At 62.6% G+C, this 23,883-nt stretch carries 17 protein-coding genes; 10 read left to right on the top strand and 7 right to left on the bottom strand.

The features are described 5' to 3' along the window. Positions 1-143: 143 nt before the first annotated feature. The 6 genes from rpsI to FYJ85_RS07190 all read right to left on the bottom strand — a co-directional run bounded on the left by rpsI (position 144) and on the right by FYJ85_RS07190 (position 8,478). Positions 144-542 carry a 30S ribosomal protein S9 gene (gene rpsI, locus FYJ85_RS07215; protein ID WP_106052207.1) on the bottom strand — a complete coding sequence of 133 codons (399 nt, stop codon included), beginning with the start codon at positions 540-542 and terminating at the stop codon, positions 144-146. A gap of 12 nt (positions 543-554) precedes the next feature. Next, on the bottom strand, positions 555-986 hold the full coding sequence (rplM, locus tag FYJ85_RS07210; protein ID WP_106052209.1) for a 50S ribosomal protein L13: 432 nt from the start codon (positions 984-986) through the stop codon (positions 555-557). A 246-nt stretch (positions 987-1,232) separates the two neighbouring features. After that, a complete protein-coding gene (locus tag FYJ85_RS07205) occupies positions 1,233-3,893 on the bottom strand; it encodes a valine--tRNA ligase (protein ID WP_106052210.1) in 2,661 nt (886 codons plus the stop codon). Between the two features lie 193 nt (positions 3,894-4,086). Continuing rightward, entirely contained in the window at positions 4,087-4,455 is a 369-nt protein-coding gene (locus FYJ85_RS07200) for a hypothetical protein (protein WP_106052211.1), read from the bottom strand. A gap of 163 nt (positions 4,456-4,618) precedes the next feature. Beyond that, positions 4,619-7,804, bottom strand: a complete 3,186-nt coding sequence (locus tag FYJ85_RS07195; protein ID WP_154417566.1) for a sugar-binding protein — start codon at positions 7,802-7,804, stop codon at positions 4,619-4,621. An 11-nt stretch (positions 7,805-7,815) separates the two neighbouring features. After that, the gene (locus FYJ85_RS07190; protein WP_106055667.1) at positions 7,816-8,478 is read right to left on the bottom strand and encodes a prepilin-type N-terminal cleavage/methylation domain-containing protein; all 663 of its coding nucleotides are present in this window, start codon (positions 8,476-8,478) and stop codon (positions 7,816-7,818) included. Between the two features lie 213 nt (positions 8,479-8,691). Here FYJ85_RS07190 and FYJ85_RS07185 point away from each other — a divergent pair, with 213 nt between their 5' ends. From FYJ85_RS07185 to creD, 9 genes are all read left to right on the top strand, one after another. Continuing rightward, positions 8,692-9,708, top strand: coding sequence for an AraC family transcriptional regulator (locus tag FYJ85_RS07185; RefSeq protein ID WP_106052214.1), 1,017 nt, complete (start codon positions 8,692-8,694; stop codon positions 9,706-9,708). Between the two features lie 418 nt (positions 9,709-10,126). Then, the gene (locus FYJ85_RS07180; RefSeq protein WP_154417564.1) at positions 10,127-11,185 is read left to right on the top strand and encodes a substrate-binding domain-containing protein; all 1,059 of its coding nucleotides are present in this window, start codon (positions 10,127-10,129) and stop codon (positions 11,183-11,185) included. Positions 11,186-11,241: 56 nt separating this feature from the next. Continuing rightward, positions 11,242-11,925: a prepilin-type N-terminal cleavage/methylation domain-containing protein gene (locus FYJ85_RS07175; protein ID WP_206213015.1), complete on the top strand. Its 684-nt coding sequence runs from the start codon at positions 11,242-11,244 to the stop codon at positions 11,923-11,925. A gap of 22 nt (positions 11,926-11,947) precedes the next feature. Then, positions 11,948-12,592 (top strand): hypothetical protein, encoded by a 645-nt coding sequence (locus FYJ85_RS07170; RefSeq protein ID WP_154417560.1) that lies wholly within the window; start codon positions 11,948-11,950, stop codon positions 12,590-12,592. A 9-nt stretch (positions 12,593-12,601) separates the two neighbouring features. Continuing rightward, positions 12,602-15,856 carry a sugar-binding protein gene (locus tag FYJ85_RS07165; protein ID WP_154417558.1) on the top strand — a complete coding sequence of 1,085 codons (3,255 nt, stop codon included), beginning with the start codon at positions 12,602-12,604 and terminating at the stop codon, positions 15,854-15,856. Between the two features lie 12 nt (positions 15,857-15,868). Beyond that, positions 15,869-17,083, top strand: coding sequence for an alpha-L-fucosidase (locus tag FYJ85_RS07160; protein WP_106052220.1), 1,215 nt, complete (start codon positions 15,869-15,871; stop codon positions 17,081-17,083). A gap of 1 nt (position 17,084) precedes the next feature. Further along, positions 17,085-18,413, top strand: coding sequence for an SGNH/GDSL hydrolase family protein (locus FYJ85_RS07155; protein ID WP_106052222.1), 1,329 nt, complete (start codon positions 17,085-17,087; stop codon positions 18,411-18,413). A gap of 149 nt (positions 18,414-18,562) precedes the next feature. Next, positions 18,563-18,883, top strand: coding sequence for a quaternary ammonium compound efflux SMR transporter SugE (gene sugE / locus FYJ85_RS07150; protein ID WP_106052224.1), 321 nt, complete (start codon positions 18,563-18,565; stop codon positions 18,881-18,883). Positions 18,884-18,957: 74 nt separating this feature from the next. Next, a complete protein-coding gene (gene creD, locus FYJ85_RS07145; protein ID WP_206213014.1) occupies positions 18,958-20,244 on the top strand; it encodes a cell envelope integrity protein CreD in 1,287 nt (428 codons plus the stop codon). 36 nt (positions 20,245-20,280) lie between these two features. Here the strand turns inward: creD and wbaP are convergent, their stop codons facing one another. Beyond that, positions 20,281-21,696: an undecaprenyl-phosphate galactose phosphotransferase WbaP gene (gene wbaP / locus FYJ85_RS07140; RefSeq protein ID WP_154417554.1), complete on the bottom strand. Its 1,416-nt coding sequence runs from the start codon at positions 21,694-21,696 to the stop codon at positions 20,281-20,283. Positions 21,697-21,971: 275 nt separating this feature from the next. Between wbaP and FYJ85_RS07135 the strand changes: the two genes are divergently transcribed. Further along, on the top strand, positions 21,972-23,873 hold the full coding sequence (locus FYJ85_RS07135) for a tetratricopeptide repeat protein (RefSeq protein ID WP_154417552.1): 1,902 nt from the start codon (positions 21,972-21,974) through the stop codon (positions 23,871-23,873). Positions 23,874-23,883 lie beyond the last annotated feature (10 nt).

Raw genomic sequence — 23,883 nt, 5'->3', positions numbered from 1 at the left:
GTCCCCCAAAACACAAACTTGCCCCCTGCCGCCACCTGGGACCGTTCCTGAGAACGATTGACCTGAAGGGATATAACGAAAAAACCGTACAACCTGCGCGGCTGTACGGCTTTTCGAATCGCTTCGATTCGTTCGGGAAACGTTTAGCGCTTCGAGAACTGGAACCGGCGACGGGCACCCGGCTGACCGGGCTTCTTGCGTTCCTTGACGCGGGCGTCGCGGGTCAGCATGCCGGCGGCTTTCAGCACCGCCTTGACATCCTCGTTCATCTTGACGAGCGCGCGTGCAACACCATGACGCAGGGCGCCGGCCTGGCCGGTCATGCCGCCGCCGTCGAGATTGGCGCGGATATCGACCTTGCCCTCAGTCTCGGTGACCTTCAGGACCTGATTGACATAGCCGCAAAGCGCTTCGCTCGGGAAATACTCCGCCATCGCCTTGCCGTTGATTTCGATCTTACCGGTGCCCGGCTGGAGCCGAACGCGCGCGACCGCGCATTTGCGACGACCGGTAGCCAGAATTTCTTCACTCTTAATAGCCATAGCGCTGCTCCATTACTTCACGGTGATTTTCTTCGGCTGCTGCGCGGTGTGCGGATGCTCCGCACCGGCGTAGACCTTCAGCTTGCTGAACTGGGCGCGCCCCAGACGACCGTGCGGCATCATTCCCCAGACCGCGTCCTTGATGAAACGCTCGGGATTGTGCCCGCGCAGCTCCTTCGCGGTACGTTCCTTGTAGCCGCTGCGGTAGCCGGTATAATCCACGTAAACCTTCTCTTCGCCCTTGCGGCCGGTGAAGACCGACTTCCCGGCGTTGATGACGATCACAAACGCACCCGTATCGATGTGAGGGGTATACGTCGGTTTGTCCTTGCCGCGCAGCGCATTCGCGATGCGGACGGCGAGACGGCCGACCGGAGCCTCCGACGCGTCGAACAGAATGTATTCCCGCTCGATTTCGCCGGTTTTTGCCAGATAAGTTTTCATAACTACGATTCGTCCAATTTATTTCGGTTTTCCAACGCTGCCGCGCCTGCCGGAGAACTTCGCACATCCTCCAACGGCGCCTGCCGTAGTGTCTCCCAGCCCCCGTCCCGGGCTTCAGATGATCGGGTTTTCACCCGGACCGGACCTGCAGACCTGATTAAAATAGCACGGAAAACGGAGATTTCCAGCCGGCGGGCTGATTTTTTTCGATTTTTCCCGCCTCCGGCGCCGTTTTCCGTTCCGCCGTTATTTCAGCGACTCGAGCAGCTCGTCCGTGCGGGCGAGTTTCTCCTCCATCGACGCGAGCTGCGCCTTCGCTTCGGCGACGACGTTCGCGGGCGCTTTCGCCAGGAATTTCTCGTTGCCGAGGCGCGCCTTCGTTCCGGCGATCCAGCCGGCGAGCTCCTTCTTCTGCTTCTCAAGCTTCGCCTTCTCCGCCGCGATATCGATCAGGTCGGCCAGCGGCAGATAGACGGTTCCGAGGCTGCACACCTGCGACGGCGCGGCGCCGTGCGCGGCGGGATCGTAATCGGCCAGCGTGAACTCGATCGCCTCGGCATTCAGCAGGCTCAGCGCCGACGCCTTCTCCGCCTCGAGAAACGCAAGGGCTTCCGCATCGACCGCCTTCACGAAGAACTTCACCTTCTTCCCGTCCGGCAGATTGTACGACGCCTTCAGGAAACGCCCGGCGCGCACGAGCTCGAACTTGCCGTCGATGCGGGCCAGTTCGGAAGCATCGGCATTGCGGAAGCCGTCGTCCTCCGGGAACGGCTCGAACATGATCGTTTCTCCATCCGACAGGAAGCCCATCTGGTGGGCCAGCTCCTCGGTGATGAACGGCATGAACGGGTGCAGCAGCCGCAGGATGCGGTAAAGTGCATAATCGAGCACGGCCAGCGCCCGCTCCTTCTCCCCGCCGCCGGCGCGCATCGGAACCTTCTCCGCCTCGATGAACCAGTCGCAGAAGCAGGACCAGACCAGATCGTACACCTCGTGCGCGGCGGAGTGGAAACGGAACTCCGCAATCGCCGTGTTGATCGAATCGATCGCCGCGTCAAGCTTTGCAAGCATCCAGCGCTCGTCGCCGGAAAGCTCCGCGGCGATTTCGGGCGGCAGCGCCCGGAAGTGCGCGGAGGTGTCCCCCTGCATCTGCCGGAAACGGCAGGCGTTCCAGAGCTTGTTCGCGAAGGTCTTGCCGATCTCGCACTTCTCATTGCTGTAACGGATGTCCATGCCGACCGGAGCGATGTAGGTGATCGTGAAGCGCAGCGCGTCGGCGCCGTACTCGGCGATCACGTCGAGCGGGTCGGGCGAATTGCCGAGCGACTTCGAGAGCTTGCGCCCCTGCTCGTCGCGGATGATGCTTGTGAAATAGACGTTGCGGAACGGGATCTCCTTCATGAATTCGCAGCCCGCCATGATCATGCGCGCAACCCAGAAGAAGATGATGTCCGGCCCGGTCACCAGGTCGCCGGTCGGATAGAAGTACTTCAGCTCCTCCGTCTTCTCCGGCCAGCCCATGATCGAGAACGGCCAGAGCCAGCTGCTGAACCAGGTGTCGAGCACATCCTCCTCCTGCCGCCATTCGCCGGGCGCGGCCGGAGCTTCTTCGCCGACGTAGACCTCGCCGGTCGCGTCGTTGTACCAGGCCGGAATCCGGTGTCCCCACCAGATCTGGCGCGAAATGCACCAGTCCTGAATATTCTCCATCCAGTGGAAATAGGTCTTGCTCCAGCGTTCCGGATGGAACTTGATCCTGCCGGACTGAACCGCTTCGATCGCGGGCTTCGCAAGCTCCTTCATATTGCAGAACCACTGGTAGCTGACCAGCGTCTCGATCGGAACGTCGCCGCGCTCGGAGTAGCCGACGGCATGGCGGATATCCTCGACCTTTTCGACGAGCCCCTGCTCCTCCATCATCCTGACGGCGAGTTCGCGCGCCGCGAAACGGTCGAGTCCCTCGAACTTCGCGCCGGCGCGGGCATTCAGCGTGGCGTCCGGATTCATGACATTGATGACCTCGAGGTTGTGACGCTTGCCGACTTCGAAGTCGTTCGGGTCGTGTGCGGGGGTGATCTTCACGCAGCCGGTTCCTTTGGCCGGGTCGGCGTGCACGTCGCCGATGATCGGAATTTCACGATCGGTCAGCGGCAGTTTCACGGTCTTGCCGATCAGGTGCTTATAGCGCTCATCGGCCGGATTCACGGCGACGGCGGTATCACCGAACATCGTCTCCGGCCGGGTCGTGGCGACGACGAGATAACCGGAGCCGTCCGAAATCGGATAGCGGAAATAGTAGAACTTGCCCGCGACGTCCTTATAAATCACCTCTTCATCCGAAAGCGCGCTCTTGGCGACCGGACACCAGTTGATCATGCGCTGGCCGCGGTAGATGTAACCCTTGTTGTAGAGCTCGACGAACACCTTGCGGACGGCGGCCGAAAGTCCCTCGTCCATCGTGAAGCGCTCGCGCTCCCAGTCGCAGGAACAGCCGAGCGTGCGGAGCTGGCGGATGATCTTTCCGCCGAACTCGTCCTTCCACTTCCAGACGCGATTGATGAACTCCTCTCGCCCGAGCTTGTCGCGGCCGGTGTTCTCCTTCTCGCGCAGGTATTTCTCGACCCGCGCCTCGGTCGCGATCCCGGCGTGGTCGGTGCCGGGGAACCAGCAGACCTCCTCGCCCTTCATGCGGTGATAGCGGATCAGGATATCCTGCAGCGTGTTGTTGAGCACATGGCCGAGCGTCAGGATGCCGGTGACGTTCGGCGGCGGAATCACGATCGAATAGGGTTTCTTCGCCGGGTCCGGCCTGCCGTGAAAATAACCGGCCTCTTCCCAGTGCGGATACCATCTGGCTTCCACCGCGGCCGGTTCGTAGGCGCGCGGCAAGGGTTCGCGGGTGCTCATATTGCTTCTTTCACTCCATGTCTCGGGTTGATGATCGATACATATTCGGTTTAATATAGCACGGTTCCGGTGAAATTTCCCGCGTCAAACCGGGCAATCACGCGATTTTCGCGGTTTTCCGCCCCCGCCCGCCCGGGACCGGAAAAAAAGGCCCGCCGGAGGATTTCACGGCGGGCGGGCGGCTGCACGGCGGCTATATATCGACGCCGCAGAGGTTTACCGGCAGCATGATGATGCGGAAGGCCATCTCGAACGGCGCGGTGCCGCCCTCGACGATGTTGCCGATCCCGGGGCTGAGACCGCCGAGCGGCAATCCGAGTGTGCACTGGACGACGCCCCACGGCAGATAAAGCATGCGGAACCCGGCGATTCCGGCCTTGGCCATGCCGCGCGCGCCGCACGCAATTCCCTGCATGATATATGGATGGGTCGCCTCGGCCATCCGCATGGCGGCGGGGGCGAGGACCGCGATGGTCACGGGGTCCATCGCTTTCGCTTTCGGGACGGCGACAAATCCGGTTCCGGCGACGACCAGAAGCAGAATCAGCAAACGTTTTTTCACTCCGGGAAACTCCGCAGAAAAATTAAAAAGACAAGACGGCGTTTATACTCTACATCGGTGAAAGCTTTTTTTCCACCGGTCCGGGGAATTTTTTCGGGACAAATCTCCCGCGCATTCCCGGCGCCTGTCCGCCGGGGCGCAAAAGTCCCCGGCTCCGGCGGTTTTACGGCTGCCGGTCCTGTTTCGTCAGAACCGCGGAACCGTAGAGGCCGGGGTCCTTGCCGTCGGCAATGCCGCCGAACCACTCCATCCAGTGACGGACGCCGCCATCCGAATCGTTGACGAGAATGCTCAAGCGCAGCGGCACTCCCTCGCCCGGCCGGATATTCAGCGTCTCCCACGGCACAGCGGCCCGGTAAAACGTCCAGGTCCGGTCGCGGCGGTGATCGAGCCGGATGCCGGGAACCGGCCGGTTACACGGCATTGCATTGCGGTTCATGCTTGCCCAGGTCCAACTGCGCGATCCGCCGTCGCGGAGGTCCGTTCCGAACTCATTATACGCGGTCTCCTGAAGGCCGTCATTGTTCGGCCTGATCATAAACTGCGGATCTGCGGCGATACCGCACTGGAGGGAGTCTCCCTGCCACATGTCGGCGGGAAGGGCGACGGTACGGCAGGTCTTGTCGTTCACATCGACGGCATAATAGAGAAAGTCCTCATCCCACGCCAGACGGATGACACCGGAGGGACGGTCGTTCTCCCCGGTCAACCCGTGACTGCTCGCCACGCCGTCGCCGATCGCAAAGCGTCCGCATTCCGGCCACTCCTCCACCCGATCAAGCGCATCGCGGAAATAAGGAATGGATACCGGCGTCAATCCTCCCCCGAGCGGCTGCACATAGCTCGAACCGTCGGAGAGCGTGAAGCGGGCGGAGTAGCTGTTTCTGCGCCCGATCCGGGTGAGGTAAAGCGGAATCACGCTCTCCCCCGGGGCCGAAAGCCGGGCAAGTCCGACCACCCTGTTCCCGTTTTCCAGAATTTCCACGGTCGCGTCACCGGCCGTGGAATCCCGGAATTCGGCCGTGCAGAGGATGGCGCGGCCCTGCGGGACTGCAACAGGCGCGACGCGGCTGAAATCCACCGGACGCAGGATCTCGAGCTGCCGGATGAGGATGCTGCGGGGCCGGCCGTTCTCTTCCAGCCGCAATTCCAGATCATAACAGCCGGGCCGGATGCCGGGGGCCGGAATGATCTTTACGGTGCGGTCGGCGCCGCTCCCCGTCACCTGCGCCGTACCGTACTCCCCGGCGGGAATGCGGAGTTCGGCGGAGCTGAAATGGCCGGGCAGCCTGACCTGGAATTCAAACGGCATGCCGGCGAGCGCCGCCGGGACTTCCGGCTCCATCGCCACGGCAAAGCTCCGCTCGTCGAAAATCGCCGGAAAATCGCCGGAGACATAAACCGGCGCCTCCCCCAGGGACAGTGGCAGAACGCCGTCCGCAAGCCGAACACGCCGGCTTCGTCCGCACAACTCAACCACGGTAACCTCCGGAACGTTCAGCGGAAGCCGGACCGAAACCGGTTCCCCCTGCAGCCCCCAGAGCGCGAGCAGCGGCTTCCCGTTGCGACGAAACAGCAGCACACGCACGTTCCGGCCGAAATCCAGCTCGCGGAGGTAATCGGCGTTCCAGGTCTGGCGGGAGACGGTCGCCCATGCCGCAAATGCCGGTTTCGGTTCGCGGATCGAAGACCCCTTGACTCCCTTCATGATGCCGAAATCATACTCCCTTCGACTGTAAGCCTCTGTCCAGACCCCGTTGTGCCAGACACACCCGACCAGGCCGGGAATCTGGCGGTTCAGCATGGCAACCCGGGCCAGATAGGCCGCCTGCTGAAGCTCGGTCACTTCGCCGCCGGGTTTGGTGGAATAGCCGATTTCGCTGATGAAAACGGGAATCTCCCTCCCCGCGATCTTCGACACCTCCTTCCGGAGCCGGTTGATCGTTTCGACGTAACCGGAGGTGTCGGGGCTCTGGGCGCCGGGGATATAGGGGTGGAGCGCCAGCATGTCGATCTGTCTGTCGATTCCGCAGTTGCGATAATAGTTCAGATATTGCAGAAAATGGTTCTTCTGCATCGGATTGAGACAGATGCCGGCCACAGGGACGCCCGGAACGACCTGCCGGGCGACGGAACTCTGCATTGCCATGATATCGGCTGCCTGCTGCATGGTGCCGTGGAAATTTTCACCGAGCATCGGTTCGTTCTGCGTCTCCCAGATATCGACCAGTCCCCGCCGGGCGATCATCTCGCGTTCGAGCTTGCGGCGCTGTTCCGCAAGTTCCTCTGCGGAATGGGGACGATGGGGAATATTGACGTTCGTGATCACCTTGACCGGGGAACGCGTCGCGACCTTCTCCGGAGAGGGAGGGGTGCCGCCGTTGGCCGACGGGAAATAGGTGAACAACGTGTGGCGCGTCCATTTGCCGCCGCCGAGCCGGTGCATGCGATCGTCAACCTGGCACCAGACTCCGAAAGCCGGATGCGGCGTCGAATAGTAATCGTCCGGCAGCGGCGTCGTCACCACGACGGAGGTCCGGGCGGAGGCGAGGATTTTCGTTCCGTCGACGACCTCCGCGGCGATGTCGTAATAATCCGGCCCCGGAAGCGTAACTGCCAGGCTGCCTTCACCGGGCACGCCCTGAAGCTTCAGCGTCTCTTCACCGCCGGCGTTGCGGGCGGTCACGCGCAGCACTCCCGCCCGGCCGCTCCGCTTCACTTTGAAATCCGGAATCCGGTCGAAAATTCGAACGGGGTCCGGCAGCAGAAACGATATCTCCGGCTTCGTCTCCACCGCCGGACGGGTCGAAATGCGGATGTTATCCAGCAGGACTTTACCCGGCTTCTTTCCCGGCAGGATCTGAAAATAGAGATTGACGGAGCTGACCTCCGCATCCCGCCAGGTGTCCGGCAGCGGCCCGAAGGAGCAGGAAAACGTCTGCCACTCCCCTCGGAGCGCCGTCGGGACATTCAACTCCGCCGATGCTTTGCCCGCCTCTTTGAACCAGTCGATCGGCTTTTTCAAGGAGCGCATCAGCAGCCGCACCTGAATTTCGGGAGCCCCCCCGCCCGGCGAGGTCGAACGCGCATCAAATTTCACCGTATAAATTTCATTGCGCCGCAGCTTGATTCCGCGGGCGATCTCCGCAATCCTGCCGCCGGGATCGAAAACCGCGCACTGCTTCCCCTCGGAGGAGTCGGAGGCGTCAATCCGGACGGCCTCCGGACGCCCCACCCAGATATCCTGAAATCCCTGCTCAAAACCGATCGTGTCAAGCTCCTCAGCAGCAAGGCAGAAAATCAATCCCGTCATCGCGGCCGTAAAAATTATCACGAAAAGACGATACATCGGGACTCCTTTCAATACAGGTGGATGCGGTTCTTGAAATTATAATCGGCATTCAGTTTCTCCGGAGACATCAACACCGCATGCCCATCGGCGAAGAGCATGGAGCTCTTCCCGCCGTGCCGCACCTGAACCCACCATTTCCCCCAGCTGTCGGATTCACCGTTATGATCGTACAACCCGTAGGTCGAATTGTATCTGCTGTCGGCGAAAATATCTCTCCGGCTCGGATTTCGGAAGGCCGTCAGCCGTTGGCACCAGCGGTACTCTCCTGTACCGTTCATGTAACTTGCCGGGCTGTCGGGATCTTTCCCGCGGTTGATACCGTAAATGCCGCCGTACAACCCGTGCCACCAGCCGTTTGTCCATCCGGCGGCCAGCGAGGGACACATCAGGAAGGGGCGGGAGCCGTCTCTGGGTTTTTCCAGATATTTGCCGCGGACGGCGAAATACAGCCAACTGTCCCAGTTCGGTTCCGTCCGCGCGGGGGTCATCCAGCCTTTGTGATCTTCGGCATAAATTGCCTGAGTCAGAAAAACCTGCCTCAGATTGTTGGTGCAGGCGGTGGCCTTCGAGCGTTCGCGCGCCTTATTCAGGGCGGGCAGCAGCATGGATGCAAGAACGGCGATGATCGCGATCACCACCAGCAGTTCGACAAGAGTGAATTTCCTATGCATCGTACAATTCCTTTCCGGGTTTCATGTTTACCGCGGCAGTGTTATCTGCCTGTTTAAATTATATATTCAAAAATAAAAAATAATTTTGCAGAATCGTTATTTTTTTTTGTAAAATCGTCAAAATTACTTGAATTGTCGCTTTATACGGGATTTATTATTGTTGAATCGCTGAAATCATGAAATCATGCCGTCGTTTCCATCCGGCGGGGAGTAATGGAACAGATGAATCCGGACTGCATCCTGAATACCTGCATCACCCTGGAACACGTCATCCCCCGGGAGACCGCGCAGTTTTTCCTGCCGCTCTATCTGAAGCATCCGGCGATATTGAAACTGCGCAATGCAGGAATCGGAATGGCCGGCGTCAGCCGGGCGACGCCCGGATTCCGGCTGCGAAGGATACCGGGCTTCCGTTTCGCGCTGTTCACATGCTCCGGGAGCGGGGAAGTGACGGCGGGAGCGCAGACACACGAGCAGAGCGCCGGCTCCTTCTGCATCCTGCCGGCCGGAAAGGAACAGTTCTACCGACAGACCGGCAGCGCCCCCTGGCGTTTCTGCTGGTTCCACCTGACCCCGGATACCCCCCTGCCTCCTGCCGGACTGCCGCAGCCTTTTTTCGGTCGAAGAACACCGCCGGTACAACTGGAGGCCGCCATGAAGGGACTGGCCCTCGAATCGATCCACGTGATCCGCAACCTGGCGGCCGACACCTCCGATGAGCGTCCGCCCTGGCACTTCTACTGCGATTCGATGGATCTGGCCGCCGCCCTGTGCGCATTCGGGCTGAAACCGGACCGTTCGCCTTACGGCTGCGAAGCCCTGATCGCCTCGTACACCGACCAGATTCTCGAGCTGCTCGCCCGCAGTTTCCATCTGCCGGAGTCGGTGCAGACCGAGCCTCCCCCCGACGATCCGTTCGAAAACCTCTGGCGGCAGGTCAGCGGATCACTCGAGAAAAAATGGACCCTGGAGATGATGGCTGCCGAGGTCTACATGTCGGTATCCACCCTGCTCCGGCAGGCGAAACGACGCTACGACGCCACTCCGATGCAGGTGCTTTACCACCTGCGGCTGAAACGGGCGAACACTCTGCTTGTCTCCACCACGCTGCCGGTTTCGGTGATCGCGCTGCGGTGCGGCTACGACAATTTCGCCGCATTTTCCACCGCGTTCAAAAAGGAGTACGGCATCTCTCCGCGCACCTGCCGGCGCGAAGGGGTCGGCAGATGAGCTGCCGCATCTGCCGCCGTATGGTCATATATGCGATTCCGGCACGGGATGGCACAGGCCCGATCGATCTGTTCGGCCGACTGCCTTTCCCTCCGGCCGTTTCCCGATGACGTGACCCCGCACAGAACCTCACTTCCGGAAAGGCGGCACCGGCAAAAATCCGCGGCCGCCCGGAAAGGTTCTTGTCGCCCGGGCAGCCGGCAGGAGTGTATCTTCCGCGTTCCTGCCGTTCACTGCCGAACGTTCCGTTCCCCGGGCTTCCGGAAAAACGGGCGGCGGCTTTTTTCGCAAAATTTTCCAACCGGGTATTGACATTCGCCTCCGTCTTTGGTATACTATTATTATACTCGATAAAATAATCATATACCAGACGGCATTCCGTCCCCCTGCGGAAGAGCCGGATCAGGAGAATGGAAAAGTGATCGCCTTCAAAGCCAACACCGCCGCGCCGCTGCAGGAGCAGATCGCCGATCATCTGGCGCACCGGATCGTCTCGGGAGAGCTGCCCGACAAATCCCGCCTGCCGTCGACCGTCGAACTCGCCCGGCTCTACCATGTGACGCCGGTCACGATCCACAAAAGCCTGCAGCATCTCGTTCAGCGGCAGCTCATCGAGAGGCAGCCGCGGCGCGGAACCTTCGTGCGCTCCCGCGAACGCGTCAACGTCATCGCGCTCGTATTCGGCAAGAATCCGTTCCGCGACCGGAGCCACCTCTATTCGCAGCTGCTCGACGAATTCCAGAAGCAGTCGCTCGAACGCGCCCTCAACCTGAAGATCTATTTCGATTTCGAATCGGGCAGCCGCACGATGTTCGATCTCGAACAGGACCTCACCAGCGGAGAACTCAAGGCGATCATCGCCAGCAACCGGACCCCGAAGCTGACCGAGTTCCTCGAGCAGCACCCCGAAGCCGCCTGGTGCGAACCGTTCCATATCGACCAGCGCGCCTCGGTGAAGAAGGGCGTCGAATACCTGACCGGGCGCGGCTACCGCAATATCGCGGTCGTGTCGATGATGCCGGAGGAGCTGCCGTATCCGAATTTCCGTGAGGATTTCCGCTGCGAGCAGCAGGGCGCAATGGAGGGCGCGGCCGGAACCGGCGCCGCCGTCCGGGTGTTCCGCTGGGGGCAGAAGGAGACCGACGGCTACGAGAAGGGCAAGCTCCTGCTCGCCGGAGAAAACCGGCCCGATGCGATTCTGGTGAACCACGACGTCGTCTGCCGGGGACTCCTGATGGCAATCCTGGAACAGGGGCTCCGGATTCCGCGCGACATCGCGATCCTGACCCACATGAACCACGGCTGCGAATTCGCCAGCCCGGTTCCGCTGACCACGCTCGAAGTCGATCCCGAACTCATGGTGCGCGGCTGCCTCGACGCCCTGACCGCGGCGCTGGCCGGCTCCTCCCCCGCTGGAATCGTCATCCCGTCCACCGTCGCGCGGCTGATGCCGGGCAAATCATGCGGAGAAGAATAAAAGTCGTCAAGGGCTTCCTGACCAGTTCCATCCATCCCAACCAACCGGAGAGTGCAATGAGAAAGAGCTTCACCCTGATCGAACTCCTCGTCGTCATCGCGATTATCGCCATCCTGGCCTCGATGCTGCTGCCCGCCCTGAACAAGGCGCGCGAGTCGGCCAAGAAAAGCACCTGCGTGAACAATCTCAAGCAGCTCGGCTCCTTCGTCCAGTTCTACAACAACGATTTCGACAACTACTATCCGGCCTACGGCTCCGACGGGACGAGTCCGACCTGGTCCTCGCGGCTGCTGCGGCTCTACTATTACAACAACGACAAGAACGCCGCCTACTCCGCCGCCCGGAAGGACCGCAGCGTCATCAACCGCTGCCCGATCCGCGAAATGTCCAACGCCGAATACAAGGCAAGCAAGGCAAACACCGAATACTGGGGCATGTACGGCGTCAACTACCTCTACTTCGCGACCGCCGGCACAGGCAATTCGGTCGTACCCAGAAAAGTGACGAAAATCGTCTCGCCCTCCCAGAAGGTCTACGCCGTGGACGGGCGCGAATGCATGGGCAACGGCGAAATCGCCGCGGCCGCCATGACCTCGGCCTATCCGAGCGGACGCCACGGCGGCATGACCAACATCCTCTGGGCGGACGGCCACACCAGCTCGCTGCACTGGCAGGTCCTGACCACCGAGGGCAATACCCGCGCTCAGTACATCTACTGGCACAACACGACCGTCAACTGATCCGCACCACAGGGAGGCACCGATGAAACACCTGATCCTGAGCATGGCCGCCGCATTCGCCGTCAGTTTTTCCAGCGCTCCGGCGGCGACGATCGAAACCCGGACGGCTCCCGCCGGCGACGGCGCCCTGACCGACTCGACCGGAGACGGCATTGTCGACCGCGCCATGTCGCTCAAAGCCGACGGCGAGGACCGGGAAGTCCACTCCGGCAAAATCTGGAGACAGAACCGCAAAGCGGTCTTTGAGTTTGAACTGCCGGAACTCGCAGCTCCGGTCGGAAAAGCAACGCTGCAGCTATGGCTCAACGGCAACAACGGCTGCCATCCGGACAAGGAGGGGGCCTCCGGCCCCGATACCGATCTTTACTTCTATCTCGCCCCCGAAGCGGACGGAAAAATCGAACTCACGGACGACAACGGCACGAAGCTCGGCCGCGCGCTCGAAGCAAAACCGGTCAGGACCGCCGGAAAACCGCTCCCGGCCGTGCGGATCGACGTGACCGAAGCCGTCCGCGAAGCCGCGAAAGCGAAGTCGAGGTGGATCGGGTTCCGGCTCGAAGCCGCGCCGGATGCTCCCGCCGGAAGCGCCTGGCGCTGGCGGACCAGCGAATTCGCCGCGATTTCCGGCAGACGGTACAACCCGCTCCTCACGATCGAAATCGAATAGGAGCACGCCATGAGAACGTTCTACCTTCTCTGCGCGGCGGGAGTGCTCGCCGCCGTGCAGCCGGCGGCCGCCGTCACGCTTTATCCTTCCGGCGGCGGCGCGAATCTGCGCGTGCCGGTCATCCCGCCCGTCGCGGGCGGAGCGGCCGGAAAATGCGTCGATTTCGAAAACGTCAGCTTCACTTATCCGCTCGCGCCTCATTTCGCCGCCGCCGCGCGGAGCAGCGCGTCGTTTTATCTGCGCGACCTGCCGCGGCGGGCGGAAAAAGCGGCCCTCGTGTTCACCGGCGCGGACGGCAAAAAGCTTGAAGTCGTCATTCCGGCGGCGGCCGCCGGGCGCGGCGTCGCGCTGCGTTCCGGTCCGGAAACCGCCGCCGCGCCCGAACTGCCGACGACGGACCGCTGGCGGAAGTTCACGCTCGAATTCGGCGGAGGCCGGGCGACGCTGACCGGCGGAAGCCGGCAGCTCGCCATCGGCATTCCGGAAAACTTCACCCCGGTCCGGCTCTCCGTATACGCAGCCGTGATCGACGAACTGCACCTCGCATCCGGCGGAGCGACGCTCAAGCTCGACTGGGAACACGATTACGCGGCCCGGGTCGAACCGGCGGCCGGAAACGGCGGCGTGACCGCCGTGTTCCACGGCTTCGACAACTATGCGGTTTCCGTCGAACCGGCCCGGCGGGACTGCCCGACGCTTCAGCTGACGAACTCCACCGGAGAGACGCGCCGCGTCAACCTCGCCTTCCGGATCGTCAGCGAGATCGGCAAGCTCGACCGGAGCTGGACCGAAAGCCGCGAGCTCGCGCCCGGCCGGGAACGGTTCGAAACGATCCGGTTTCCGTTTGAACTCAGGAGCGACCTCTATCACCTGACCGTGAAAACGGTGGGAACCGATGCGGACAGAGAACGCCGTTTCCACTTCTTCCGCGCCGAACCGCGCGGCGAGAAAGCCGGTCCCGGACTCTTCGGGCTGCACGACGCCGATGTCAATCTTTTCGGCTTCTGGCCCGATGCGCTGCCGCTGCGCTTCGCCCACAAATACCTGCGCTGGGGCTATGTGGTCGGCCCGGCATGGGTTCGGGACTGGAACGGGAACCACGGCCTCGATCCGGCTACTCCCCCCGGCGAATGGAACTGGAACGAGAAAATCGACTGGGAACTCGCCTCGGGCCGCGAACTCTACGTCTGCCTTTACGGAACTCCGCTGCTCGACTGGCAGCGGGCGCGGCCGTATGAACGCATGCGGAAGCTGGCCTGGGGCTGGGCGGGCGGTTTCCCCGAACTGAAAAGCTACGGCGCCTTCATCCGGGCCGCAGCCGAACGCTACCGGGGCAGAATCCGCCGCTGGGAGATCGAAAACGAACCGAACGCCTCCGGCCATATGCCGGACAAACCGGAGGATTACGCAGAGATCACCCGCACCGTCAGCCGCGAACTCCGCGCCGCCGATCCGTCGAACTTCATCTACGGCATCAGCGGAACCAGCACCTTCGTGCCGTGGATGAAGAAAACCCTCGACTCCGGCGCCGATATGGACGCGGTGAGCTGGCACACCTACACCACGCCGAATCAGCCGGACCGCATCGGTCTGGCCGCAATGCTCGAAGAGGCGAAACGGGCCGCCCGCACCCACAAGCTCAACCGCTTCATGAACTCCGAAACCGGTGTGCTCTGCGTCATGCGCTACCGGGCGGACGAAGCGATTCCGCCGGCCGAAGTCGCGGAAAAGACCGCAGCCCGGGCTCCGGGCTTCGTCTCGAAAAACGCCTGGCCCGGCAAAGTCAACGACGAATACCAGGCCTCGGCCTCGATGGTGAAGAACGCCGCGATCAACCTGCTGGCCGGCTGCGAAGGCTTCATCTTTTTCGGCTGGAACCCGAAGTGGCCGAAAAATCCGGAAAAGTGGCTCGAAAGTTCCCCGAACTTCAGCCTGCTCGGCGCAACCGCCGCCGGAGAACGCACGCCGAATCTGCTGACGCTCGCAGTCGGCGTGCTCGCCGCTCAGTTCGAAGGCGTGCTGACCGATCCGGCCCCGCGCACCATCGCGGACGCCGCCGTCAGGGGAGGAATCTTCCGCAAGGCGGACGGCGGAGAAGTCGCGCTGCTCTGGCCCTCCTCCGATACCGGCTCCCTGCTGCTCGACTCTCCTTCACCCGAACTCGAACTCGTCACCCTTTACGGCGAACGCTCGAAGCTCCAGCCGAACGGCGGAGGCGGCGGGATGCACCGCTATTTGCTCACCCTCGAAGAACAGCCCGTCTACCTTCATGCGAAACGGCCCGGCATGAAACTCCTGCCCTCCCCGGTCGACCGGATCACGGTCACCGGACCGGAGGAGGCGCAGGGAACCATCCGCTTTACGCTGCTGAACCGCAGCGGCCGGAACCGGGAAACCGCAGTTCGCGCGCTCGCCTCCGGCGAAGCGTCGGTCACGCCGGCCGCCGGCACGATCGAAATCGCGCCGAAAAAACGGCGCAACCTCGAATTCAGCTACCGTCTCCGCCCCGGAGCGCCGCGCGAAATCCGGCTGCCGTTCGCGGTCGCCCTGCCGGACGGCGGCGAATACCGTACCACCGTCGAAATCGTCAACAAGCCGTCGATCGTCATTCCGCGCCTTGCCGCCGCCCCGGACCTCTCCTCGCCGGAGGCGATGGACCGGATTCCCGGCATCGCGCTGAACAGCGCGGAACAGGCCGTGATCGGACGCCCTCCGAAACTCGCTTCGCTTCAGGAAGAGAGCTTCTGGGGCGGCCCGGACGAACTCTCCGGCACGCTCCGCCTTGCATATGACGACGAAGCGCTGTACATTAAGCTTGAAGCGTGTGATGCATACCGGAAGCCGCCGGTGCCGTGGCCCGGCGTTCTCGGCAGCGGCGCGGAGCTCTTTTTCGATTTCCGCCGTCCCGGCGGGGGGCTCGGGAACGCGAATTACGCCTCCGGCGTCTATCAGTTCCTGCTGCGCCCCGGAATTGCGGGAGCGGCTCCGGCGCTGTACAGCCCGCAGATGGCCGACCCGCAGAAAAACGGCGTGGAAATCCGCAGCGGGGAAACCGGAAAAGGTTATTTCGCCGCCGTGCGGATTCCGTGGAGGGCGGTAACTCCGGATGGGCGGAAACCGGAGAAATTCGGCTTCGACTTCGGCCTGAACGGCGCATATCCGGATAAGCCGGGCCGCAAGACGCAGCTCATGCTGTATGGCACGCCGCTGAATTTCCGCAACGCGGCCGATTTCGGCGTCGTTCGGACCAAACAGGACAATTGAGAGAGTGGTTTTATGTTCAGATTCAATGACGGGCGCGACTGGTTCCTGCGCCGCCGCCTCGGGCTCTTCCTGCACTGGGGGCTCTATGCGATCAACGGCATCCAGGAACAGGAGCAGCAGCGCTGCGGCGTCCCCGCGGACGAATACCGCAAGCTCATCGGAAAATTCAACCCGCGCCGGTTCGATCCGGACGGCTGGGTCGATTTCGCCCTGCGCAACGGATTCGAATATATGGTCATCACCGCCAAACACCATGACGGCTTCTGCCTCTGGCCGAGCCGCGAAACCGAATTCCACGTCGGCAGCACCCCCTTCGGACAGGATATCCTCGCCCGGCTTTCGGAAGCGTGCCGGAAGCGGGAGCTGCCGCTCGAATTCTACTATTCGATCGTCGACTGGCACCAGGAAAACTACCCGAACATCGGCCGTCACCATGAAATCGTGACCGATCCGGCCCGCCACGACTGGAGCAGATACCTCGAATTCCTGAAACGGCAGATCACCGAGCTCTGCACGAACTACGGAACCATCCACGGCATCTGGTGGGATATGAACGTTCCGCAGGTCAAGGCGCCGGAGGTACATGAGCTGATCCGCCGGCTGCAGCCCTGCGCCGTCATCAACAATCGCGGCTTCGTGCCGGGCGACTACTCGACGCCGGAGCGCGACAACGATCCCGAATCCGCCAATTCGGACGGCGCGGATGCACCGCGCCCGGTCGAGGCGTGCCAGTCGGTCGGCGTCAACAGCTGGGGCTACCGGAAGGATGAGGACTACTACTCGATCCGCTATTTTCTCGACCGGATCGACCGCACCCTCGCGGCGGGAGGCAACTATCTGCTGAACGTCGGTCCCGACGCGGACGGCGTCATCCCTCCCCCGGCGCGGGCTGTCGTCGAAGGCGTCGGCACCTGGTTCAAGCGAGTCCGCGAAGCATTCGACGCCGATCCGGCGGCGGGGCTCCTCGAAAATACGCAGCTGCCGGTCACCCGGCGGGAAAACCGGCTTTACGTCCATTGTCCGGACCCTCTCGAAAGCTCCACGCTGCGGCTGTGGCCGATGAACACGGCGCCCCGCCGCGTCACGCTGCTCAACACCGGCGAAGCGGTCCGCTGGACGCTCGACCCGGTCGTCTACGAGAAAAACCGCGGCAGCGGCCTCCGCCTGACCGGCATACCGGCCGACCGCCTGAACGATACGGTCCCCATATTCAAACTGGAGTTCTGATATGAAAAAAATTCTTCTCGGCATCCTCTCCCTGTTTTCGGTTTTCGGAGCGGTCCGCGCCGCCGGGCCGGATGCGCCCGCACTGCGCGAATCGGTTCCGTTCACGGTCCGCGAAGGGCTGCCGGCGACGGCGGCGAAGCTCGACGCCGGCGAGCCGGTCACCATCGCCTACTTCGGCGGAAGCATCACGGAACAGAACGGCTGGAGAATCCAATCCGCCGAACTGCTGAAGAAGCTGTATCCGAAAGCCGCGATCCGCAGCATCAACGCCGCGATCGGCGGGACCGGCTCGGATCTCGGCGCCTTCCGGCTCGCGCACGACGTGCTCCGCCACAAGCCGGACCTCGTCTTCATCGAGTTCGCGGTCAACGATGCGGGCGCGAAGGACGACCGGGTCCGCAAGGCGGTCGAAGGCATCGTCCGCCAGATACGGAAGGCGCTTCCCGACAGCGACATCTGCTTCGTCTACACCGTAACCAAAGGGAACCTGAAGGATTACCAGGCCGGCAGGCTGCCGCGTCCCGCCTCGATCATGGAGGAGATTGCGGAGCACTACAGGCTGCCGTCGGTCAACCTCTCCTACGAGGTCGCCCGGCTTGAAAAAGACGGGAAACTCGTCATGTCCGGCAGCAAGGAGGGCATGACCCGGGTCTCCGGCGACGAGCTCGACGCAAAAGCCGGCGTGCCGCGGAACGCGGAGGGGAAGATCGTCTTTTCCGGCGACGGCGTCCACCCCTACCCCGACACCGGGCACGTGCTCTATACCCGGATGCTCGAACAGGCGTTCCCGGCGCTTCTTGCGAAACGGGAGCAAAAAACGCGCATTCTCCCGGCCCCCATGCGCGCGGACTGCTGGGAGAACGCATCGGCTTTCCCGCTTGACGCCCCCGGCATCAGGCTCGGCGGCAGGTGCCGGCTCCTGCCGGCCGGCGACCCGATCGCCAGACCGTTCGCACACCGGATGGAGAAGCTCTGGCAGTTCGATCCCGGCGCGACGATCGAATTCAAGTTCAAGGGCACCAAGGCGATGCTGTATGATTTCTACGGACCGGACAGCGCGATGCTCGAAATCACCGTGGACGGCAAATCGCGCGAAACACGCCGCTTCGACGGCTACTGCACCTACCGCAGGCTCTCCCTCTGTTCGCTGGCGGACAACCTCCCCGACGAAGTCCACACCGTGAAAATCAGGGTCCTGCCGACCCGCTTCGACAAGCGCGAAATCCTCTTTGAGCGGAACCGCGCCGACTTCGATAAAAATCCGAAGAAATACGAACCGTTCCGCTGCCACGCCGGAACGCTCTTCCTCGTCGGCGAGCTCGTTCCGTGAAAATCACCGGAGTGCTCCGAAGCCGGGCAGACGCGCCCGGCTTTTTTTGCGCTTGCTTTCCGGTCCCCGGCATGGTATATTATGGGGCGCGGGGACGACCCTGCCGGCGAAATCATGCGGAGACGGCTCCATTGACAACTGGAGGTTGTATGAATTGGATGCTGTTGATCTGCGCCGGAATTTTCGAAATCTGCTGGGCTGTCGGCCTGAAATCGTCCCACGGCTTCACCCGTCCCGTCCCTTCCCTTCTCACCGTGGCTGCCATGGCCGTAAGTCTGCTGCTCCTGTCGTTTTCCATGCGGACGCTTCCGCTCGGAACCGCCTATGCGGTATGGACCGGGATCGGAGCGGCCGGAACCGTCGCGGCCGGAATGATCTTCTTCGGCGAATCCGTCTCGATCCTGCGGATTCTCTGCCTCGCGCTGATCCTCTCCGGCATCGCAGGCCTGAAAATCCTCGCGCAGAAATAGCGGCAGGCCGCTTGTAAAATTTCCGGTTCCCATCTATTGTATCGATGGGAACCCCAGAAAGGAAGCAACCGGAAATGAACAACGAAAACCTGCTCCCCAAAGCCCTGAACGCCGTCCGGAACTCCACGGCGCTGAAACTCATCATCATCGGAGCCATCATCGCGGTGCTGCAGATTCCGACACTGATGATCTATATGCTGAACCGGGAACGGGCAAACACCGGGCGCGAGGCGTCCGAGGAGGTGTTCGCCCAATGGGGCCGGGAGCAGACGCTGGCCGGCCCGGTGCTGCGCATTCCGTATTCCGCCGAATCGGCCGGGCAGAGGTATCTCGTGGTCATGCCGGACAAGCTCGCGGTCAAAGGCGAAATCGACCCGGAAAGCCGTTACCGCGGCATCTATCAGGCCGCGCTCTACACCGCGAAGCTCAGCTTTTCCGGCAGCTTCAACCTGCGGCGGGATATCCGCGGCGAAGCCTCCGGCCTCCAGCTGGACAAGGCCGAACTCCTGCTCGGCGTGACCGACACCAAAGGCATCACCGGGCTGGAGGTCACCGTGAACGAACGGGAGGCCGAAGTTTTTCCGGGAGCGAAGCTCGACGGCGTGATGGAGTCCGGGCTCGCCATCCCCTGCCCCGCGGCCGACCGCTCCGCCCCGGTCTCCTTCGACCTGAAACTTGAACTCAACGGCTCCCGCGGCATCTACTTTCTCCCGGCCGGACGCGAGACGACGGTCGCGCTGAGCGCCCCGTGGCCGTCGCCCGGCTTCACCGGCAAATTCCTGCCGAAACGCGAAATCACCGAAGATGGCTTCACGGCCGAATACAGCGTCGGCGAATTGAACCGCAGCTTTCCGCAAAGCTGGAACGGCGGCAGCTTCAACCCGGCCGAAGAACGGTTCGGCGTCAACTTCTACATTCCGGTCGATATCTACCAGCAGACGTCGCGCTCGATCCGCTACTCGGCGCTGGTCATCATCTTCACCATGCTGGCCTTCTTTTTCGCGGAACGGCTGACCCGCTGCCGGGTCCATCCGGTGCAGTACCTCATGGCCGGACTCGCGGTCGTGCTCTTCTACGTGCTGCTGCTTTCGCTCGGCGAACATATTCCGTTCGCCATGGCCTACGGCGCGGCGGCGCTGGTCGTCTCCGCCGCGCTCGGCTACTACTCGCGGCTGATTTTCCGGCGCAGCAAACCGGCGATCGTCGAATTCATCGCCATGCTGGCGGCCTACGGGGCGGTCTTCGTCATGCTGCAGCTCGAAACCTATGCGCTGCTGACCGGGAGCGCCGCGCTCTTCATCCTGCTCCTCGTGCTCATGACCCTCACCGGAAACCTGAACCGCCGGGAAGCAGAGAAGTAACCGCAGAACGATGAAGCGGCCGGTTTCCCGGCCGCTTCAGCGGGCGCCGCGGCAGAGGATGACTTCCTTGACGGTCTTGAGGAAAATGTAGTAGTCCATCCAGATCGTCCAGTTCATGATGTAGCTGATATCGAGGTTGACGCGCTGCGGATAATCCAGCTCGCTGCGGCCGGAGACCTGCCAGAGCCCGGTGATTCCGGGCTTCACCCGGCTCAGGGAGGCATAGCGCTCACCGTAATACTTGACCTCCGCCTCCACGATCGGGCGCGGACCGATCACCGCCATGTCGCCGGTCAGCACGTTCCAGAACTGCGGCAGTTCGTCCAGACTCGTCTTGCGGAGAAAACGGCCGAGCGGCGTCACCCGCGGATCATTCTCCAGCTTGAACTTCTCCCGCCACTGGCGCTCCATTTCGGGGTCCTCGGCAAGCAGCGTCTCCAGCCGCTGGTCCGCATCGACATACATGGTGCGGAATTTGAGGACACGGATCGTCTTGCGGTTCACCCCGAGCCGCCGCGCCCGGTAGAAAATGGGGCCGCGGCTCGAAATCTTCACCAGAAACGCAAGGATCAGGAACAGCGGCAGGAGCGTAACGAAGGCAACCAGCGAAACGAACACCTCCAGAATCCCCTTGGCCATGCGCGGCATCGGCAGCAGAAGCTGGTTGCGGATCTCGATTCCGCTGAAACCGGAGAGATAAACCGGGTACGCCCACGAAATCGGGAACACCCGGTTGTCCGGAATGATCATGACGTGCCGGAAATACTTCGAATAATTTTCCAGCATTTCGGTGACCAGCGTGATCGGGATGCAGCAGATCATGTAGTCCGTATTGTACTTTCGCGCGGCTTTCCGGGCATATCCGAGCGTGCCGACCACCGGGACACCTTCGACGGGACAGCTGCCGCGCAGCTTCGGGGAGTCGTCGAGGAAACCGACCACGTCGAACCCGAAATATTTGTCGCGGCGCAGCTCCTTCGCCACCATCGTCCCGGTCAGTCCGGCCCCGGCGATCAGCACCCTGATCTGCCCGAACCGATACCGCTTCATCAGACAGCGCGCCCACCAGCGGAAAATCGGCAGAAGCAGGAAGGTCAGCAGCCAGCTCAGAATCAGCGCCATGCGCGAAATTCCCTGAGCCCGGTGCGACAGCGCCAGAAACGCAAACAGCAGCAGATAAGCCAGCGCGGTCGAAAAGAAAATCCGCCGCTGTTCCTCGATCGCACCGAGCGCGGCGCCCGGATAGGCGACGTCGCCGTGATAGAGCCGGATGAAAATATTGCAGCCGACGAATACGCCGATGAAGGGCCACATCCGAAGGTAAATCTTCCAGTTGACGGGAGCCTCCCAGAAAAATGCGTCCATGCACCAGATCACCGCAATGGGAATCAGCGTGAAGCAGAGAACGTCCGCCAGCATCAGGATGAGGATTCGTATTCGGGCGGAACGCATCAGCTCTCTCCCGCGGGGATCTCCCGGCTCTGGAATCCAAACGTCCGCCCGGAGAGACCGGCGCTCCTTCCGGCCGAAACAAAACGGAACCCGGAATTCCCGACACCCGCACCGATCCTTCTCATCGATCTCTCCCTCTCATCCGTATTGGTCAAACGATATGATAATTTATCAGTTTGCAGGTTAAATTCAATGCGGCGCCGCCAAAATTGTCGAACTTTTTTGACTTTTCCATTTATTGACTTATATTCCTTCCATGAAAGGAAAAGCCGATTATGCCGGGCCGAACATTCATTCCATGCATTCTTCTCCTCGCTCTCGCCGCGTCAGTCCGGTGCGGGGAACCCGAATCACTCCGGGCCAAAGCCTGCGCGCTCATGCTGGCCGGACATGAATCCGAAGCCGTCGAAGCGTACCGGGCCGCGGCGGAACAGGGAGACACCAATGCCGAAATCGCGCTCGGTTATGCCTGGCTCGACGGAGAAGGCGTTCCCGCCGACCCGGAGACGGCCCGGCACTGGTTCGCAAGAGCTGCGGAAAAGGGCAGCGCCCGCGGACAATACGCGCTCGGGTATCTGTTCGACCGGACGGGGGAATACGAACTCGCCCGCCGCTATTACCGCCTCGCGGCGGAACAGGGGCATATCCCGGCGCTCTGCAATCTCGGTGTTCTTCTGGAAAACGGCGACGGCGGTCCCGCCGACATCCCGGAAGCGGTCCGGCTCTATCAGGCCGCCGTTGACCAGGGCGACGAACTCGCCGCCCTGAACCTCGCCCGGCTCTATGACTCCGGCGCGGAAGGGTTCGAGCGCGACAGTGCGGCAGCGGCGCATTATTACCGGATATCCGCCCGCCGCAACCACCCGGACGGGCAATATGCCTTCGGCAGCGCCTGCTGTCACGGCGACGGTGTCGAACAGGATTATGCGGAAGCCCGCCGCTGGTTCCGGTATGCCGCGGCGGCCGGCAGGCCGGAAGCCATGCTGGCTCTGGGAATTCTCTACCGCGACGGCAAGGGGGTCGATCAGGATTACGCGGCCGCCCGCCGCTGGTTCCGCGAAGCGGGCGAAGCCGGCGAAGGCGCCGGTTTCACCTCCCTCGGGATACTGGACTACAACGGGACGGACCGGGAAGCCGACTTCACCGCCGCGGCGCGGAACTTCCGGCGCGGCGCGGAGCTCGGCGACCCGAGGGCCATGCTTTATCTGGCCGAATGCTGCCGGGACGGCGACGGCGTCGAGCGCGACTGCGCCAAAGCGGTCGAGTGGTTTCTGCGCGCCGGGGACGAGAAGGAAGCCGACGCGTACCAGAGTCTCGGCCGGCTCTATTTCGACGGGGACGGCGTCGAACGCGACTGCGAAGCGGCCCTGCGCTGCTTCGAACGCGGCGCGGAGCTCGGCGACGCCGCCTCGATGACCATGGCCGGCTACATCCACGACAATGCGTGCGGCGTGGAGCGGAACCGGAAGCTCGGGTTCGAATGGTACAGCCGCGGCGCGGAAGCGGGAGATTCCACCGCGATCTTCAACCTCGGCATCATGTACGAAAACGGCGAATATGTCGAAAAAAACCTCGCCGAAGCGCTGCGGAGATACCGCCAGTCCGCCCGGAAAAAGAACATCCATGCCCTCTGCCGCCTCGGGCAGCTCTATCTGAACGGCAGCGGCGTCCCCGCCGATCCCCGGCTGGCGCTCCGCTGTTTTTCGGAAGCGGCGGCACTCGGCAGCGGAGAAGCCGCCTATGAGCTGTACCGCCTGTGCGGGGAAGAGGGCGCCTTCTCCGCCGGTCCCCGGCTGGCGCGCCGCTGGCTGGTCCGGGCGGCGGATGCCGAAAACCCCGCCGCCCAGCTTGAACTCGGGCGGCAGCTGAAGGAGGAGAAGAGTCCCGAAGCCGAATCCCGTTTCGCCGCGGTATGGAATCATAAGGGCGCGGCCGCCCCGCTTCTCTCCGCCGCCTGTCTCGAGCTGGCCGGCGGTTATCTCGCAGCCGGCGACATCGAAAAAGCCGGCCGCCTCATCGAAGAAGCCGCCGCCCGGGTTCCGCCCGAAACATTGTACGAGCTGTACCGGGTCTTCCGCCGCAAATACCCGGAAACCGCCCGCCCGGCACTCGAAGCGGCCGCCGCCCGGAAGCATCAGCCGGCCGTCCGGGAACTCGAACGGCTGCGGAAACAGTAGAGTCCCGCGA

Origin of the sequence: Victivallis lenta (genome assembly GCF_009695545.1) — a bacterium.
Lineage (GTDB): Bacteria > Verrucomicrobiota > Lentisphaeria > Victivallales > Victivallaceae > Victivallis > Victivallis lenta.
Note: the sequence above shows the minus strand (reverse complement) of the source record. Positions and strands in the feature narration are given on the sequence as shown.